We start from the raw sequence: 16,567 nt of genomic DNA, 5'->3' as shown, positions 1-16,567 counted from the left end.
ACAGTCGGTCGTCTGCACTACGGTGGGAGGGCTGACCCGCTACCACTACATCCCGTCAGGGCTGCACTACAATCTGTTCCGGTATTATGACCCGGACTGCGGAAAGTTTACGCAGCAGGACCCGATAGGGCTGGCGGGGGGATAAACCTTTACCAGTATGCGCCGAATGCGCTGGGGTGGGTGGATCCGTGGGGGTTGAGCCGTGAGTGTAGCGGTAAAACAAAACCTGATTTCTATGTCGGTCCAGCGGGACCAAGCGCTACAATGCCTTCAACTGCTTATCGTTATGTTCGATACTTGAATGACGATGGCAGTTTAGATAAATGGGCTCCTGGTCTTCTCGAAACAAAAAAAGCGCCCGTAACGTATTTTGGATTCGAAAAATTTGAAACGGGTAAAGCGGCTCGTGATGCGTTTCAGATAAAAGGTCCCGATAAAGTTGATCCGACGTTACCAGCGGATGTCTCTTGGAGTGATGCAAGGATTAGAGGAACGTTTGATACATTGCAACTTTACGAAAATGGTACTCCACAAGTGAGGCATCCAAGAATGTTTGGAGATGAAATTGGTGCACCATTACAACAATTTACGCATGCTTATCCGCAATACGGAAAGGGGGGCGTAGAACAAATGCATGCAGAAAAACGGACAATTATTTTCGATAAAATTGATATTCTTCCGGAGGAATAATGAATTACGATTCATATAATGAAGTGCTCGATTACCTCAAGGTTTTTTTCAACGAAAGAGTGGATTCATTAATTTATTTAGAAAAACTAATGACTCTGATTGAAGGTTCTCGCTCTGAAAAAACCGTGACTATAAGAGCCATTTATGAAACGTACATGCAGTATGTAAAAGAAAATAGGGATAACATTAAAGTTATCTCTGGAGAAAAAGAAATGTGGATTGATTTATTACACCATTGGCAATAAGGATTTATTGTCATGTAGATTAGATTGAAATGGTTATAACGGTGTGGCGTAATGCAATAATTGATGCAGGTGTATTTTAGTTGCGTAGTGGAAAATGCAGTGTGAGCCTTGCATATAACACGTGTAATCTGTACGCGGAAATGCTTCTTTATATGGATGCCATCATGTTGTAGTTGATTTAGTTACAATCTCGTGTTAGGCATTCAAAAGTAGAACAGGGCAACATGATTGAATTAAAATTTAAACCGATTACAGGTGAACTAAATTTTGATGGTTTGCCTTTGGAAATTGATACTAAAGAAGGCTTTTGTAAATGTGATTTATACTACGAATTAGTTAAGTACAAAGCTATAAAGAAAACCATGCCTAATCACTACCTTGTTGACTCAGTAGCGTTTTTCGACAAAGAATTTCAAGTTACTATACGCACAGTGTGCTATGGTTTTCCTTTTATGCTTCATCTTGTTGATAAAAACAGTCAATACTATAACGCATTAAATGATTGGAACGCTCGAACTAATATTCGCATGCTAAATGAATCAGTGAAAAGTTTGTCTGATTGGCTGAAAGAATCACTAAACCTGGACACGCCTGATACCACGGAAACAGACATCATTAGGTGGAACTTTGAGTGGGGGCGGGTTTCAGTCTCATATGAGACAAAGTCATTTAATCATGGGATATATATAGTTTGGAATATAACGTAGTCACTTCCAGGCAAGGTTGTTTAGATATGTTAGAAATGGAACTTGATGTTCATACTGGATTTGTAGCAATTAACAACTACCCAATCGAATTAAAAGATGTTGATACTTTTAAAAATTCCGCATTTTACAAGTTCTTCTCGCCATTGACTAAAATAGGTTCTTTTTATTTCGCTATCGATAATGTTAAATGGAAAGGTCAAATTTTCATTTTGGAACTAAGGCCTTCAGCATTTTCTTTTACCCCATCATTATTCCTTACTAGTAAGGATGGAAGTTTTTATAAAACGCTAAATGATTGGGGTAAAAGGGCAAGTCAGAGTAATTTATCGGATGAGCAGCAGCGTTTGACATCATGGGTTGAGAGTGAAATAACCTCAAAGCCTAAGCTTAAAATTACCAATCCCCCATATGGATTTCAATGGGCGCATGAATGGGGAAGTATTGTTGTACAGTCTAATGAAAAAAGCTTCGATTGTGGTTTTTATATCAAATGGAATGTTTGACATAAATAATGTTATTAATTAATAAAATCCCGCATTTTCTTCTTGCCTTACTTTTTCTATTAATAACTTAAAGGCTCAATAAAAATGAAATTAACTAATCGACTGAAGAAGAAGATATTAGTGCTGGATGGTATTGATAATGACTTTATAGATTACGGCGCAAAAATAGCATGCCCTGAATGCGAGGGCGTAATAGTCTACTCTGTCGTAAACTCATATGAGTTTGACACGCTCTCTGAAGAGGTAAAATGCTTTTTGGTTAAGAAAATGAGAGGTGTAAAGCTTGTTAGTGAAAATAAGAAATATAGCTATGATGAAAGCCAATTAGATGTTTCGAAAAACTCATGTTCAAAGTGTTTAAAAGAGTTTTCCACTGTATTAACGTATAAAGAAGTGCAGCCAGCCCGATACCGGGTATATCTTGTGGGGCTTTTTGACGGTGATTTGAAACAGTTCAAACTTTAAAAGTAGAGATTTACTAATGATTGAAAATCTCATTTGTATTAAAGAAAATGACCTGCTTCAATGGATATGTGGCGAAAGTAACATACTGATTAGTATGCCATTTATAGACTATGCAATGGTCGACTCGACACGCCAGTTAGTCTTTGCGTTAAGCGACTCAAAGCCCCTACCAACCGTTTTGACCATCTTCAATGCGCAGGGTGAAAAAGTATTTTGGTCAGCACCTCCTGAAGGCGCAGCTTTCTATTACTTAACTTTCAACCTGTCAAAGCAAGTGGTTGTGGTCTGTAGCTATGCGGAAAAGCAAAACGGCTGGCATGATTGGTTTTATTCCTGGGATATGAAGCGTAACGCGCTGTCTATATCGGGCCCTGCGTATTAACATCAAAAGCACCAAAAAATGATAACAATAACCGGTGGCAAAAGAGGGCTGCATAAGCAGTTCCAACAAGCGGTTTAAAACAGAGCTAAGAGGCAAAGGATGAGCACGGTTTACATTGTCATTTTAACCTATATCAAACCACTCGAAGAGATTGACGCAGCGATACATGCTCATGTTGAGTGGCTAAAAAAGGGGTATTCAGAGGGGATTTTCCTGGCATCCGGTAGACGGATCCCAAGAAACGGTGGGGTCATTCTCGCTAAGTGTGAAAGTCTTGCCTCTCTTGAAGAGCGCTTGCGCGAGGATCCTTTTCAGGCGTTAAAGCTAGCGACTGTTGAAATCATTCCCTTTGAACCCAGCATGAAAACAGAACTATTAGATAATGTGTTTTAACCCCACAATAAAAAAAACCACGCCAGGGCGTGGATTTTTTTCATTCAAAACAAATTAAACGTTAAACAGGAAGTTCATCACATCGCCATCTTTAACGATGTAATCTTTCCCTTCCGCACGCATCTTGCCTGCTTCTTTCGCGCCTTGCTCACCCTTGTAGGTGATGAAGTCTTCAAACGCGATAGTCTGCGCACGAATAAAGCCTTTCTCGAAGTCGGTGTGGATCTTACCGGCCGCCTGAGGCGCAGTTGCACCCACAGGAATCGTCCACGCGCGCACTTCTTTCACGCCAGCGGTGAAGTAGGTCTGCAGGTTCAGCAGCTCATAGCCTGCGCGAATTACGCGGTTCAGACCCGGCTCTTCCAGACCCAGCTCGGCCATGAACTCTTCACGGTCAGCGTCGTCCAGCTCGGCGATATCAGATTCAACGGCAGCGCATACAGCCACAACGACAGAACCTTCCGCCGCGGCGATTTCACGCACTTTGTCCAGATACGGGTTGTTCTCGAAACCGTCTTCATTAACGTTGGCGATGTACATGGTTGGCTTCAGGGTCAGGAAGCTCAGGTATTTGATCGCCGCCTTGTCTTCTTCCGTCAGGTTTTTCAGCGCGCGCAGCATGCCCGCGTTTTCCAGCTGTGGCAGACATTTTTCCAGCGCAGCCAGTTCCGCTTTCGCGTCTTTATCGCCGCCTTTGGCTTTCTTCTGCACGCGGTGAATCGCGCGTTCGCAGGTGTCGAGGTCAGAGAGCGCCAGCTCGGTGTTGATGACCTCGATGTCGTCAGCCGGATCCACTTTGTTGTTGACGTGGATGATGTTGTCGTTCTCAAAGCAGCGCACAACGTGGCCGATCGCTTCGGTTTCACGAATGTTGGTCAGGAACTGGTTACCCAGACCTTCACCTTTGGAGGCGCCTTTTACCAGGCCCGCGATGTCAACGAACTCCATGGTGGTCGGCAGAATGCGCTGTGGCTTCACGATCTCCGCGAGCTGGTCCAGACGCGGGTCGGGCATTGGCACAACCCCGGTGTTCGGTTCGATGGTACAGAACGGGAAGTTCGCCGCTTCGATACCCGCTTTGGTAAGCGCGTTAAACAGGGTGGATTTGCCCACGTTTGGCAGACCGACGATACCGCATTTGAATCCCATTTCTAAATCACCTTAATATCTTGATAATCAATCCGTTAACGATAACCGATTGATGAAAAGTAAATAACTCTGCCTATTATACACGTAACCCGCATCACGCGCGGTAAAAAAGCCGTATCGGGCGGATTATTGCGCTTTGAAAGCGTGCAGGCGGTTTGTCGCTTTGGTTAAGCCATCCTTCAGCCAAATTTCAGTGCAGCGCACCGCTTCGTCTACCGCCTCGTCAATCAGCTTCTGCTCAGAAACCGGGGGCTTACCTAACACAAAACCAACAACTTTGTTTTTATCGCCCGGATGGCCGATTCCTACGCGCAAACGGTGGAAATTCGGGTTATTGCCCAGCTTGCTGATAATATCTTTCAGACCGTTATGGCCCCCGTGCCCGCCGCCCAGTTTGAATTTTGCCACGCCGGGTGGGAGGTCCAGCTCATCGTGAGCCACCAGAATTTCATCCGGATTGATGCGATAAAACGTTGCCATTGCCGCCACGGCTTTACCGCTCAGGTTCATAAAGGTGGTGGGTACCAGCAGGCGCACATCTGCGCCAGCAAGGTTGATACGTGAGGTATAGCCGAAGAATTTAGGTTCTTCGCGCAGGGGAGCACGCAACCGCTCGGCCAGAAGATCAACATACCATGCCCCGGCATTGTGGCGAGTGGCCGCATATTCTGCGCCCGGGTTGGCGAGGCCGACAATCAGTTTAATCGTCACGATTCAATTCCTAATGGGTTCCAGATCTGGCGCGTAGTTTACTGTCTGGCGCGCCGCTTGACAAAATTCTGCAATCGTCACGGCGAAAGTCGAGTAATTTCTCATCTGAACAATTAGAATTTCAAGCTGTTCAACGCCTTATTTGTAAACTTTTGTTTGGGAGTTATCCGTAAATGTGATCATTCACGCAACTCATAAAAGAGGCGTTGTCTATACTTTACACAAAAGGATTAGGGGCTTTTCCCCTGACAACCCAAAGTTCCGGAGGTGACACATGAAACGCAAAAACGCTTCGTTACTCGGTAACGTGCTGATGGGGTTGGGGCTGTTTGTGATGGTTGTCGGCGTGGGTTATTCAATTTTAAACCAATTGCCGCAGCTTGATCTCCCGCAATACTTCGCGCATGGCGCGGTACTGAGCATTTTCCTCGGTGCAGTATTGTGGCTTGCCGGGGCGCGCGTGAGCGGACATGAGGAAGTCTGCGATAAATACTGGTGGGTGCGCCATTATGATAAACGTTGTCGCAGGGATCAGCACAAGCACAGCTAGTACCTGATAAAGAACACCGAACGACTCCCGAGGGAGTCGTTTTTTTTTGCATGTAGTATTGACCCTCACGTAACGTAAGGCTCCAGAGTGTGTGCACTGGCAAAGTAAAAAGGAGCAATTATGTTGATTCAAGTGGGTGACCTTGCGAAACGGGCCGGGATCACCGTGCGGACATTGCATCACTATGAGCAAACAGGGTTGTTGCTGCCTTCTGCCAGAAGTGCGGCAGGTTACCGGCTTTACAACCTGGCAGATGTCCAGCGTCTGCACATGATCCAGACGCTGGCAAAAGCGGGGCTGGAACTTGCTGAAATCAGGGATTTTCTGGAACAGGCGTCGCTGTCGTTAACCGAGTTACTCGATGCGCAAATCACACTGTTGGATAAACAGCTTTGCAGCATACATACGCTGCGCGACCGGCTGGTGGAACTGCGCACCGGGCTTCGCGACGATGCGACGCCGGATCTGGAATCCTGGCTACAGACGCTGGAGTTAATGAATATGTACGATCGCTGGTTTAGCAAAGAAGAGTTACAGCAGCTGCCGTTTGCGGTGCAGAAGGAGGCACTGGCGGCTATCTGGTCAGGGCTGGTTACAGAGGCCAACATACTTCTGGAGCAACATATCCCCGTTACGGATGCGCGAGCCATGGAGCTGGCGACGCGCTGGATGGAACGCCTGGAGCAGGACACTGCGGGCAAGCCGGAGTTTCTTACCCGGCTGAACGAAATGCACAGCGTTGAGCCGCAAATGCAGGCGCAGACTGGCATCACGCCGGAGATGACGGAGTACATTACCCGGGCGTTTGCTGAATCTAAGCTCAACATATGGGAGAAGTATCTCACCGCCGAAGAGATGGCCTTTACCAGGGCACACTACTTTGACCGCATGATGGAGTGGCCGCCGCTGGTGGCGAAACTGCATCAGGCGCAGCGGAAAAGTATCGATCCTGCCTGTGAGGAGGCGCAAAAGCTGGCTGAAAACTGGCTGGCGTTATTCCAGTCGTATGCGGGAACAAACCCGGAAACCCAGCAAAAGTTTCGCGCGGCCATGCAGCAGGAGCCGCAGCTGATGAAAGGAACATGGATGTCGCCTGCTGTGCTTGCATGGCTCCAGCAGGCCATCGGGATAATGATGCAGAGACGTTTCTCCGCATCAGGTGAATCACAGATCCGCTAACGCCGCTTCCCGGTTAGGGTAGAAAGAGAGTCGGCCAGGGATCGGCTGTACGCCCGCGCGCGCCATGGTGCGCAGCGGCTGGAATTCCAGGTTACTCACCCGCAGCTCGCAGCCTTCCGGCAGACGTTGTACGAAGCGCTGGAAGGCGTCCATGCCCCCGGCATCCAGCACCGGTACGGCATCCCATTTCAATACCACAATCCGTTTGCCCGCGATACGAGTTTCCAGTTCGCTGAACAGGCCTTCCGCCGCGGCGAAGAACAGCGGGCCAATTACGCGCAGCACCAGCACATCATCAGGCACCTCTACGTTGACCGGCGAAAGGCGCGTCATCTGTGCAATGCGGCGCATAAACAGCAGGGAAGCCAGCACGATCCCGACGCTGATGGCGATAACCATATCGAACAGCACCGTCAGCGACATACAGATCAACATTACGATGATGTCGTCTTTTGGTGCACGACGCAGCAGGTTGACCACCTTATGCGCCTCACTCATGTTCCAGGCCACCATCAGCAGCAGCGCGGCCATAGCGGAAAGCGGCAGCCAGGAGAGCAGCGGGGCAAGGATCAGCAGAGCGAGGATCACCAGCACGGAGTGGATAACCGCCGAAACGGGGGAGGTTGCTCCCGCGCGCACGTTCGCCGCTGAACGGGCGATGGCTGCCGTTGCGGTAATACCGCCAAAGAACGGGGCGATGAGATTGCCTAACCCCTGACCGACCAGTTCGCTGTTGGCTTTATGTTTGGTGCCGGTCATGCCGTCGAGCACGACGGCGCAGAGCAGCGATTCAATGGCCCCCAGCATTGCCATAGAGAATGCGGCGGGAAGCAAGGCGCGCAGGGAATCCCAGCTTAAGGTAAAGCTGGAGCCAGGCATGTCCCACGGCAGTACCAGTTGCGGTAACAGTTGCGGAATGCCGCTACCCTGAGAACCGTCCGCCAGCACATAGTGGAACTGCGAGCCGATTGTCGCGACATGACCACCGAACATATTGACGATAGCCATTACTGCGCAACCCAGCAGCAGCGCGGGAAGGTGACCCGGCAGACGAATCCCTAAACGAGGCCAGACGATCAGCGTACCCAGCGTCACAATCCCGATGGCGGCGTCGCCCAGGTTGGCCGTAGGCAGTGCCATAAACAGCGCGCCTACTTTTTGCAGATAATGTTCCGGTACATGAGGCATCTGCAGACCGAGAAAATCTTTGATCTGCATGGTTCCGATGGTGATCCCGATCCCTGAGGTGAACCCGAGCGTGACGGAAAGGGGAATGTACTCAATCAGGCGGCCAAAGCGGGCCAGGCCAAAGAGAATCAAAAACAGGCCTGACATCAGGGTGGCAACCAGCAGGCCTGCAAGACCAAACTGTTGCGAAACCGGGTAGAGGATCACCACAAAAGCGGCGGTCGGGCCAGAGACGCTGAAGCGTGAACCACCGGTCAGGGCGATGACAATCCCGGCAACGGCCGAGGTGTAGAGGCCGTACTGTGGTGCAACGCCGCTACCAATCGCCAGCGCCATCGCCAGCGGTATGGCGATAATGCCGACGGTGATCCCGGCAATCAGGTCACGGACAAAACGTGACGAGGTGTACTTCTCTTTCCAGCAAGCGTCGATGAGGGCGCGAAAGGGCAGAACATGTGAGGAGGCTACGTTTTTCACAATTATCTATCATCCGAGTGCGCATCATCTGTCATATGAATGGCAGGTGAAGGAGGCATTAATCATACAAATAAAACTTAAAGACAAAAAAACCCGCCGCAGCGGGTTTTTCGGCCGTGTTCGATTAGTGTTCGAACATTGCAGAGATGGATTCTTCGTTGCTGATACGACGAATCGCTTCGGCCAGCATCCCGGACAGGGTCAAGGTACGCACGTTTGGCAGTGCCTTGATCTCGTCGCTAAGTGGGATGGTATCGCATACCACAACTTCGTCAATGACGGAGTTACGCAGGTTGTTTACCGCATTACCGGAGAAGATTGGGTGAGTTGCGTAAGCAAATACGCGTTTCGCACCACGTTCTTTCAGCGCTTCAGCGGCTTTACACAGCGTGCCACCGGTATCGATCATATCGTCAACCAGCACGCAGTCGCGGCCAGCAACGTCACCGATGATGTGCATCACCTGAGAAACGTTAGCGCGTGGACGACGTTTGTCGATGATCGCCATGTCGGTATCGTTCAGCAGCTTAGCGATAGCACGGGCACGTACCACGCCGCCGATGTCCGGAGAAACCACGATCGGGTTGTCCAGGTTCAGCTGCAGCATGTCTTCCAGCAGGATTGGGCTGCCGAATACGTTATCAACCGGGACGTCGAAGAAGCCCTGGATCTGCTCTGCGTGCAGGTCAACGGTCAGTACGCGGTCAACGCCGACGCTGGAGAGGAAATCAGCAACGACTTTAGCGGTAATTGGCACACGCGCGGAACGGACGCGACGGTCCTGACGGGCATAGCCGAAGTAAGGGATTACAGCAGTGATACGGCCTGCGGAAGCGCGACGCAGGGCGTCGACCATAACAACCAGTTCCATCAGGTTGTCATTCGTTGGAGCACAGGTGGACTGGATGATGAAAATATCACCACCGCGTACATTTTCGTTAATTTGTACGCTGACTTCGCCGTCGCTAAAGCGACCTACAGCGGCGTCGCCGAGGGAAGTGTACAGGCGGTTGGCAATACGTTGTGCTAGTTCCGGGGTGGCGTTACCAGCAAAAAGCTTCATATCAGGCACGAGAAGAACCTCAGGCATGCGTCCAGTGGTGGATAGCGTTCGCCGCAAACTGTGCGGGCCAGGCGAAGGCTATCCAGGCGGTGTATTAAAGAGCGCGATGCAACGTCTGGAACAGGGTGACGTTGTCACCGAAACTCAGTCTGCGCCAGAATGGCCTGCTGTAGGGGGGAGATGTTCATCCCACGCGCTACAAAACCATGCAGCCAATCCGGCGCTTGCTCAAGCACCTGACGAGCGGCGGATTCGGTGTCAAATTCAGCAAAGACACAGGCCCCTGTACCAGTCAGGCGCGACGGCGCGTATTCTAACAGCCAGGAAAGCACCGCATCAACCTCGCGAAAACGTTTTCTTGCGATATCCTCGCAATCGTTGCTGAATTCACAATTTAATAACGTTTCTATTGACCGAATCGGGGTATTTCTTTTCAGGTCAGGATCTTTAAAGATGACCGGGGTCGGAATGCTCACGCCGGGGTGAGCAACCAGATACCATTTTTCCGGCGGGTTGACCGGGGAGAGGATTTCCCCCACGCCCTCGGCAAAGGCCGCATGACCGCGAACAAACACCGGAACATCCGCGCCCAGTGTCAAGCCCAGGGCGGCCAGTTCGTCCTGCGACAGCCCGCTGCCCCAGAGGTGATTCAGGGCAACCAGCACCGTGGCGGCGTTAGATGAGCCGCCGCCCAGACCGCCGCCCATCGGCAGGCGCTTCTCTATACTGATGTCCGCACCGCTTCCCGCGGGCAGCCGCCCCGACTCCGCTGCCGCTTTCATCAGCAGGCGCGCGGCACGCACGATCAGGTTGTCTTCTTGCGCCACGCCTTCGACCGGTGTCAGGAGGCAAATCTGCCCGTCCTGACGCGGCTCAATGGCGATCGTGTCGCCATAGTCAATAAACTGAAACAGCGTTTGCAGAGTATGGTAGCCGTCAGCACGCTGACCGGTGATATATAAAAACAGGTTCAGTTTTGCCGGAGAAGGCCAGTGGGTCATCATTTAACGATCCAGTTATCCATTTTGAGCTTGATGCGCTGGCTGCCCTGTGTCAGCTCCATATTTGATGGCAGCGATGGTTTACTCTTGCTGTCATAGTCGTTGTATACCACTTTCCAGGTTTTGCCATTCTGGGTGTAGTTGGCCTGGCTCAGACGGTATTGATCGTCCAGGGTGTAGTCGGTGGCGTCACCCGGCAGGCCGAGGATCCACTGGCGCAGGCTGTTCAGCGGGATCGGCATCCCGGTCAGCTTGCCAATCATCTCTTCGGCATCGGTCGCGGTGTAGTGCTGGCCTTTATTGTCGGTGATCTGCGCTTCGCCCGGTTTGGCGATAAGCTCCAGTTCGGTGCTGCCGAGCGGGTTCAGCAGCAGCAGGCGATAGTTGTCCTGCCCGGTTTGCTGCCAGAAGAAACGCGCATACACTTTTTGTTCATCAGAGAGATAGGCGAAGGCGCCGCGGGTCTGATACTGGCTCAAATTGCGGACGTCCTGCTGGTGCTGACGCCACTGCGGTGAATCAGGGCTTTTGCCCGGGCCTTTTGGTTGGGTGACAGTACATGCGGTCAGAACCAGTGCCGCCAGAGGCAGCAGGCGAATCAGTCGGGTCATAATGAGGACAAATCCTTGAGATACGTTGCAGTTATAACTGTTAATGCTAGCGTCCCGCAGTCCCACCGTCTACGTTCAAATTATCTCAAAGCAATGCGTAAGCTATTACTCCGAAAGGAGGCGGTCTCTTTTATTGATCTCGCGCATCCTGTATGATGCGTCCTGCTAACCTTATTAACGCTGGTACTACTCCCGCTCAACATGACCCTATTAGCACTCGGTATTAACCACAAAACGGCCCCGGTTTCGCTGCGAGAACGCGTTACGTTTTCGCCGGATACGCTTGACCTGGCGCTGGACAGCCTGCTTGCCCAACCCATGGTGCAAGGGGGCGTGGTGCTCTCGACGTGCAACCGTACCGAGCTGTATTTAAGCGTGGAAGAACAGGATAACCTGCATGAAGCGCTGATCCGCTGGTTATGTGACTACCACAATCTCAACGAAGACGAGCTGCGTAACAGCCTGTACTGGCATCAGGACAATGATGCGGTCAGCCATCTGATGCGCGTCGCCAGCGGTCTGGATTCACTGGTTCTGGGCGAGCCGCAGATTCTCGGTCAGGTGAAAAAAGCCTTTGCGGATTCGCAAAAAGGGCATTTGAAGGCCAGTGAACTGGAGCGTATGTTCCAGAAGTCGTTCTCCGTGGCGAAGCGTGTGCGAACCGAAACCGACATTGGTGCCAGTGCGGTTTCTGTTGCTTTCGCAGCCTGCACCCTTGCACGTCAAATCTTTGAGTCCCTTTCCACCGTCACCGTGATGCTGGTGGGCGCGGGCGAAACCATCGAACTTGTGGCGCGCCATCTGCGCGAGCATAAAGTGAAAAAGATGATTATCGCGAACCGCACCCGCGAACGTGCGCAGGTTCTGGCGGATGAGGTGGGCGCAGAAGTGGTTGCGCTGAGCGACATCGATGAACGTCTGAAAGAGGCGGACATTATTATCAGTTCTACCGCCAGCCCCCTGCCAATCATCGGTAAAGGGATGGTGGAACGCGCGCTGAAGTCGCGTCGAAATCAGCCGATGCTGCTGGTGGATATCGCCGTCCCGCGTGATGTTGAACCGGAAGTCGGTAAACTGGCGAACGCCTATCTTTACAGCGTTGACGACCTGCAAAGCATCATTTCGCACAACCTCGCTCAGCGTAAAGCGGCGGCGGTACAGGCGGAAACCATTGTTGAGCAGGAAACCAGCGAGTTTATGGCCTGGCTGCGCGCGCAAAGCGTCAGCGAGACCATCCGCGAGTATCGCGGGCAGGCGGAGCAGGTGCGTGATGACCTGACTGCCAAAGCGTTAGCGGCCCTTGAACAGGGCGGCGACGCACAAGCTATTATGCAGGATCTGGCGTGGAAACTGACCAACCGCCTGATCCATGCACCAACCAAATCTCTTCAACAGGCTGCCCGTGACGGGGATGATGAACGCCTGACTATTCTGCGCAACAGCCTCGGGCTGGAATAGCGCCCTATACCCATTTTCTAAGACAAGGTGCACTTACGCCTATGAAGCCTTCTATCGTCGCTAAACTGGAAGCTCTGCACGAGCGCCATGAAGAAGTCCAGGCGCTGCTCGGGGATGCCGGAACCATTGCGGACCAGGAACGTTTTCGCGCACTCTCGCGTGAGTACGCGCAGTTAAGTGATGTTTCTAAATGCTTTACCGACTGGCGACAGGTTCAGGAAGACATCGAAACCGCGCAGATGATGCTCGACGATCCTGAAATGCGCGAGATGGCGCAGGAAGAGTTACAGGATGCGAAAGCGCGTTCTGAAGAGATGGAGCAACAGCTTCAGGTGCTGCTGCTGCCAAAAGATCCGGACGACGAGCGTAACGCGTTTGTGGAAGTCCGCGCCGGTACCGGCGGTGATGAAGCGGCGCTGTTTGCCGGGGATCTGTTCCGCATGTACAGCCGCTACGCTGAATCGCGTCGCTGGCGCGTGGAAATCATGAGCGCTAACGACGGCGAGCATGGTGGCTATAAAGAGGTTATCGCCAAGATCAGCGGCGACGGCGTGTATGGTCGTCTGAAGTTTGAATCTGGCGGTCATCGCGTGCAGCGCGTGCCTGCTACGGAATCTCAGGGGCGTATTCATACCTCTGCCTGTACAGTGGCGGTGATGCCAGAGCTGCCGGAAGCGGAATTGCCGGACATCAACCCGGCGGACCTGCGCATCGACACCTTCCGCTCCTCTGGTGCGGGCGGCCAGCACGTTAACACCACCGATTCCGCTATCCGTATTACTCACCTGCCAACCGGTATTGTGGTGGAGTGTCAGGACGAGCGTTCGCAGCATAAAAACAAAGCCAAAGCCTTGTCCGTGCTGGGTGCGCGTATCCACGCGGCCGAAATGGCGAAACGCCAGCAGGCGGAAGCATCGACGCGTCGTAACCTGCTCGGCAGCGGCGATCGCAGCGACCGTAACCGTACCTACAACTTTCCGCAGGGCCGCGTGACCGACCACCGCATTAACCTGACGCTTTACCGTCTGGACGAGGTGATGGAAGGGAAGCTGGATATGCTGATTGAGCCTATCGTGCAGGAATACCAGGCCGACCAGCTGGCGGCGCTGTCCGAGCAGGAATAATGGATTTTCAGCGCTGGTTACGTGAGGCCGCCGGCGAGCTTTCCGCAAGCGAAAGCCCAAAACGCGACGCCGAAATTTTGCTGGAGCATGTAACGGGTAAAGCCCGTACGTATCTGCTGGCATTCGGTGAGACGCCCTTGACCGCTGAGCAGCAAGCGCAGCTCGCTACGCTGCTTGCCCGCCGTAAAAACGGTGAGCCGGTGGCGCATCTTGTCGGTGAACGTGAGTTCTGGTCGCTCCCGCTTTATGTCTCAGCGGCAACGCTGATTCCACGCCCGGATACCGAATGTCTGGTGGAGCAGGCGCTGGCGCGTTTGCCGGCTGCGGCCAGCCGCATTCTCGATCTCGGAACAGGAACGGGTGCTATCGCGCTGGCGCTTGCCAGCGAGCGTCCGGATTGTGATGTGACGGCAGTGGATGTGATGCCTGACGCGGTGACCCTGGCGCAGCGTAACGTGGCGCGTCTTGGGCTGACTAACGTGACCGTGCTGCAAAGCAGCTGGTTTAGCGCGCTGGAGACTCGCTCGTTCGAGATGATCGTCAGTAACCCGCCGTATATTGACGAGCACGACCCGCACCTTGCGCAGGGCGATGTTCGTTTCGAGCCATTGACGGCGCTGGTTGCGGCTAACGCAGGGTTAGCCGATCTTGATCACATAGTGACAACGTCACGGCAACATTTACTTCCCGGCGGCTGGCTGCTGGTGGAACATGGCTGGACGCAGGGGGAAGCCGTACGTGCGCTGTTTACGCAAGCGGGTTATACCGCAGTGGAAACCTGCCGTGACTACGGCGGTAATGAACGGTTGACGCTAGGCCAGTGGGCGTGAAACAAGGCTATCTGCCATTTACTGATAAAGGCGTAAGGCTGACTGAAAGGCGGTTTGGCGTTATCATCTACATTGTTTTGAGTTTTATCGCGCCCGGGGGTAGCTGTACGTTCGGGCGTTACTGGGGTAAGTCATGAAGTCCTTAGCCGATTTCGAATTTAATAAAGTGCCGCTTTGCGATGGCATGATCCTGATTTCGGAGATGATACGCGACGATTTTACGTCGCAGTACGTTTACGATGAACTGGAGAATCTGGTCAGCCTGGCGCGTGAAGAGATCAATCAGGCGCGCCCGCAGGACTGGCAATTAGAGAAGCTGCTTGAGCTTTTCTACGGCGAATGGGGTTTCTGCGACACGCGTGGCGTGTATCGCCTGTCTGACGCATTATGGCTGGACCAGGTCTTAAAAAACCGTCAGGGCAGCGCCGTTGCGCTGGGCTCTATTTTGCTGTGGGTCGCGCACCGTCTTGATATTCCACTGGTGCCGGTCATTTTCCCGACGCAGATGATCCTGCGGGCGGAGTGGCTGGACGGCGAGATGTGGCTCATTAATCCGTTTAACGGCGATACACTGGATGAGCATACGCTGGACGTCTGGCTGAAAGGCAACATCAGCCCGGTCGCCGAGCTCTTTAACGAAGATCTCGACGAGGCCGATAACGCCGAAGTGATCCGCAAGCTGCTGGATACGCTGAAATCAGCGCTGATGGAAGAGCGTCAGATGGAGCTGGCCTTGCGTGCCAGCGAAGTGCTGCTGCAGTTTAATCCGGAAGATCCCTACGAAATTCGCGACCGCGGGCTTATCTATGCCCAGCTCGACTGCGAACACGTTGCGCTGAACGATCTGAGCTATTTCGTTGAGCAGTGCCCGGAAGATCCGATTAGCGAAATGATTCGCGCGCAGATCAACGCGATCTCGCACAAACAAATTACACTGCATTAATCTTAATTCCGATTCACACCTGAATAAGGCGATCCTATGAAACAAAAAGTGGTTAGCATTGGTGATATCAAGGTAGCAAACGACCTGCCGTTCGTGCTGTTTGGCGGTATGAACGTGCTGGAATCCCGCGATCTCGCCATGCGTATCTGCGAGCACTACGTGACCGTGACCCAGAAGCTGGGCATCCCGTACGTGTTTAAGGCCTCTTTTGACAAAGCCAACCGCTCCTCCATTCACTCTTACCGCGGCCCGGGCCTGGAAGAGGGCATGAAGATTTTCCAGGAGCTGAAACAGACGTTTGGCGTGAAAGTGATCACCGACGTGCATGAGTCCTGGCAGGCACAGCCTGTAGCGGACGTTGTAGACGTGATCCAGCTTCCGGCATTCCTGGCCCGTCAGACGGACCTGGTGGAAGCGATGGCGAAAACCGGCGCGGTCATCAACGTGAAAAAACCACAGTTCGTGAGCCCTGGCCAGATGGGGAACATTGTCGACAAGTTTATCGAAGGCGGCAATGACAAGGTTATCCTGTGCGACCGTGGTGCAAACTTCGGTTATGACAACCTGGTCGTGGATATGCTGGGCTTCAGCGTGATGAAGAACGTCTCTAACCAGTCTCCGGTGATCTTCGACGTGACTCACGCCCTGCAGTGCCGTGACCCGTTTGGTGCCGCGTCTGGCGGTCGTCGTGCGCAGGTAACCGAGCTGGCGCGCGCCGGTATGGCAACGGGTCTGGCGGGTCTGTTCATTGAAGCGCACCCGGATCCGGCTAACGCGAAATGCGATGGTCCGTCCGCACTGCCGCTGGATAAGCTGGAGCCGTTCCTGAAGCAGATCAAAGCGATTGACGATCTGGTGAAGAACTTCGACGAGCTGGATACCAGCAACTAATAAAAAA

General features: G+C 52.4%; 20 protein-coding genes and 2 pseudogenes. 16 read left to right on the top strand and 6 right to left on the bottom strand.

The annotated features are described in order from the left end of the window. Window positions 1-55 precede the first annotated feature (55 nt). The 8 genes and pseudogenes from L3068_RS25445 to L3068_RS13290 all read left to right on the top strand — a co-directional run. Window positions 56-204: pseudogene (locus tag L3068_RS25445) on the top strand (RHS repeat-associated core domain-containing protein); the annotation flags it as partial. A gap of 60 nt (window positions 205-264) precedes the next feature. After that, window positions 265-690, top strand: a complete 426-nt coding sequence (locus L3068_RS13320) for a hypothetical protein (RefSeq protein ID WP_047344644.1) — start codon at window positions 265-267, stop codon at window positions 688-690. Further along, a complete protein-coding gene (locus L3068_RS13315) occupies window positions 690-935 on the top strand; it encodes a hypothetical protein (RefSeq protein WP_023337401.1) in 246 nt (81 codons plus the stop codon). Before L3068_RS13320 ends, L3068_RS13315 begins: the two co-directional genes overlap by 1 nt. A 224-nt stretch (window positions 936-1,159) precedes the next feature. Beyond that, window positions 1,160-1,642, top strand: coding sequence for a hypothetical protein (locus tag L3068_RS13310; protein ID WP_014884209.1), 483 nt, complete (start codon window positions 1,160-1,162; stop codon window positions 1,640-1,642). A 26-nt stretch (window positions 1,643-1,668) separates the two neighbouring features. Beyond that, window positions 1,669-2,145: a hypothetical protein gene (locus L3068_RS13305; RefSeq protein WP_047344643.1), complete on the top strand. Its 477-nt coding sequence runs from the start codon at window positions 1,669-1,671 to the stop codon at window positions 2,143-2,145. Between the two features lie 84 nt (window positions 2,146-2,229). Further along, complete coding sequence (locus L3068_RS13300) at window positions 2,230-2,610, top strand: hypothetical protein (RefSeq protein WP_014884207.1); 381 nt, start codon at window positions 2,230-2,232, stop codon at window positions 2,608-2,610. 16 nt (window positions 2,611-2,626) lie between these two features. Then, a complete protein-coding gene (locus L3068_RS13295; RefSeq protein WP_117580400.1) occupies window positions 2,627-2,992 on the top strand; it encodes a hypothetical protein in 366 nt (121 codons plus the stop codon). A 99-nt stretch (window positions 2,993-3,091) separates the two neighbouring features. Continuing rightward, the gene (locus L3068_RS13290) at window positions 3,092-3,385 is read left to right on the top strand and encodes a YciI family protein (RefSeq protein WP_117580398.1); all 294 of its coding nucleotides are present in this window, start codon (window positions 3,092-3,094) and stop codon (window positions 3,383-3,385) included. Window positions 3,386-3,439: 54 nt separating this feature from the next. Here L3068_RS13290 and ychF read toward each other — a convergent pair whose 3' ends face one another. Together ychF and pth are read right to left on the bottom strand one after the other, a co-directional pair. Then, entirely contained in the window at window positions 3,440-4,534 is a 1,095-nt protein-coding gene (ychF, locus tag L3068_RS13285) for a redox-regulated ATPase YchF (protein WP_023312134.1), read from the bottom strand. Between the two features lie 126 nt (window positions 4,535-4,660). Next, entirely contained in the window at window positions 4,661-5,245 is a 585-nt protein-coding gene (gene pth, locus L3068_RS13280) for an aminoacyl-tRNA hydrolase (RefSeq protein WP_014884200.1), read from the bottom strand. 274 nt (window positions 5,246-5,519) lie between these two features. Here pth and ychH point away from each other — a divergent pair, with 274 nt between their 5' ends. Further along, window positions 5,520-5,795, top strand: a complete 276-nt coding sequence (ychH, locus tag L3068_RS13275; protein ID WP_008499505.1) for a stress-induced protein YchH — start codon at window positions 5,520-5,522, stop codon at window positions 5,793-5,795. Window positions 5,796-5,915: 120 nt separating this feature from the next. Then, a complete protein-coding gene (locus tag L3068_RS13270; protein WP_117580396.1) occupies window positions 5,916-6,974 on the top strand; it encodes a MerR family transcriptional regulator in 1,059 nt (352 codons plus the stop codon). Here the strand turns inward: L3068_RS13270 and dauA are convergent. From dauA to lolB, 4 genes are all read right to left on the bottom strand, one after another. Beyond that, window positions 6,960-8,639, bottom strand: a complete 1,680-nt coding sequence (dauA, locus tag L3068_RS13265; protein ID WP_117580394.1) for a C4-dicarboxylic acid transporter DauA — start codon at window positions 8,637-8,639, stop codon at window positions 6,960-6,962. The genes L3068_RS13270 and dauA overlap by 15 nt on opposite strands. A 124-nt stretch (window positions 8,640-8,763) precedes the next feature. Then, the gene (gene prs / locus L3068_RS13260; protein WP_003856663.1) at window positions 8,764-9,711 is read right to left on the bottom strand and encodes a ribose-phosphate diphosphokinase; all 948 of its coding nucleotides are present in this window, start codon (window positions 9,709-9,711) and stop codon (window positions 8,764-8,766) included. Between the two features lie 125 nt (window positions 9,712-9,836). Next, window positions 9,837-10,706 carry a 4-(cytidine 5'-diphospho)-2-C-methyl-D-erythritol kinase gene (gene ispE / locus L3068_RS13255; RefSeq protein WP_117580392.1) on the bottom strand — a complete coding sequence of 290 codons (870 nt, stop codon included), beginning with the start codon at window positions 10,704-10,706 and terminating at the stop codon, window positions 9,837-9,839. Further along, complete coding sequence (lolB, locus tag L3068_RS13250) at window positions 10,703-11,314, bottom strand: lipoprotein insertase outer membrane protein LolB (RefSeq protein WP_023330589.1); 612 nt, start codon at window positions 11,312-11,314, stop codon at window positions 10,703-10,705. Before lolB ends, ispE begins: the two co-directional genes overlap by 4 nt. Before the next feature lie 201 nt (window positions 11,315-11,515). Here lolB and hemA point away from each other — a divergent pair, with 201 nt between their 5' ends. From hemA to kdsA, 6 genes and pseudogenes are all read left to right on the top strand, one after another. Then, window positions 11,516-12,772, top strand: a complete 1,257-nt coding sequence (gene hemA / locus L3068_RS13245; protein WP_008499512.1) for a glutamyl-tRNA reductase — start codon at window positions 11,516-11,518, stop codon at window positions 12,770-12,772. A gap of 41 nt (window positions 12,773-12,813) precedes the next feature. Continuing rightward, window positions 12,814-13,896, top strand: a complete 1,083-nt coding sequence (gene prfA, locus L3068_RS13240) for a peptide chain release factor 1 (RefSeq protein WP_014884195.1) — start codon at window positions 12,814-12,816, stop codon at window positions 13,894-13,896. After that, the gene (prmC, locus tag L3068_RS13235) at window positions 13,896-14,726 is read left to right on the top strand and encodes a peptide chain release factor N(5)-glutamine methyltransferase (protein WP_014884194.1); all 831 of its coding nucleotides are present in this window, start codon (window positions 13,896-13,898) and stop codon (window positions 14,724-14,726) included. Before prfA ends, prmC begins: the two co-directional genes overlap by 1 nt. 8 nt (window positions 14,727-14,734) lie before the next feature. Further along, window positions 14,735-14,824 (top strand): annotated as a pseudogene (locus L3068_RS13230) (siroheme synthase); the annotation flags it as partial. Between the two features lie 35 nt (window positions 14,825-14,859). Further along, window positions 14,860-15,669 (top strand): invasion regulator SirB1, encoded by an 810-nt coding sequence (gene sirB1, locus L3068_RS13225; RefSeq protein WP_008499515.1) that lies wholly within the window; start codon window positions 14,860-14,862, stop codon window positions 15,667-15,669. A gap of 36 nt (window positions 15,670-15,705) precedes the next feature. Beyond that, on the top strand, window positions 15,706-16,560 hold the full coding sequence (kdsA, locus tag L3068_RS13220) for a 3-deoxy-8-phosphooctulonate synthase (protein ID WP_014884193.1): 855 nt from the start codon (window positions 15,706-15,708) through the stop codon (window positions 16,558-16,560). Window positions 16,561-16,567 lie beyond the last annotated feature (7 nt).

The organism is Enterobacter cloacae complex sp. ECL414 (genome assembly GCF_021869685.1).
GTDB lineage: Bacteria > Pseudomonadota > Gammaproteobacteria > Enterobacterales > Enterobacteriaceae > Enterobacter > Enterobacter kobei.
Note: the sequence above shows the minus strand (reverse complement) of the source record. Positions and strands in the feature narration are given on the sequence as shown.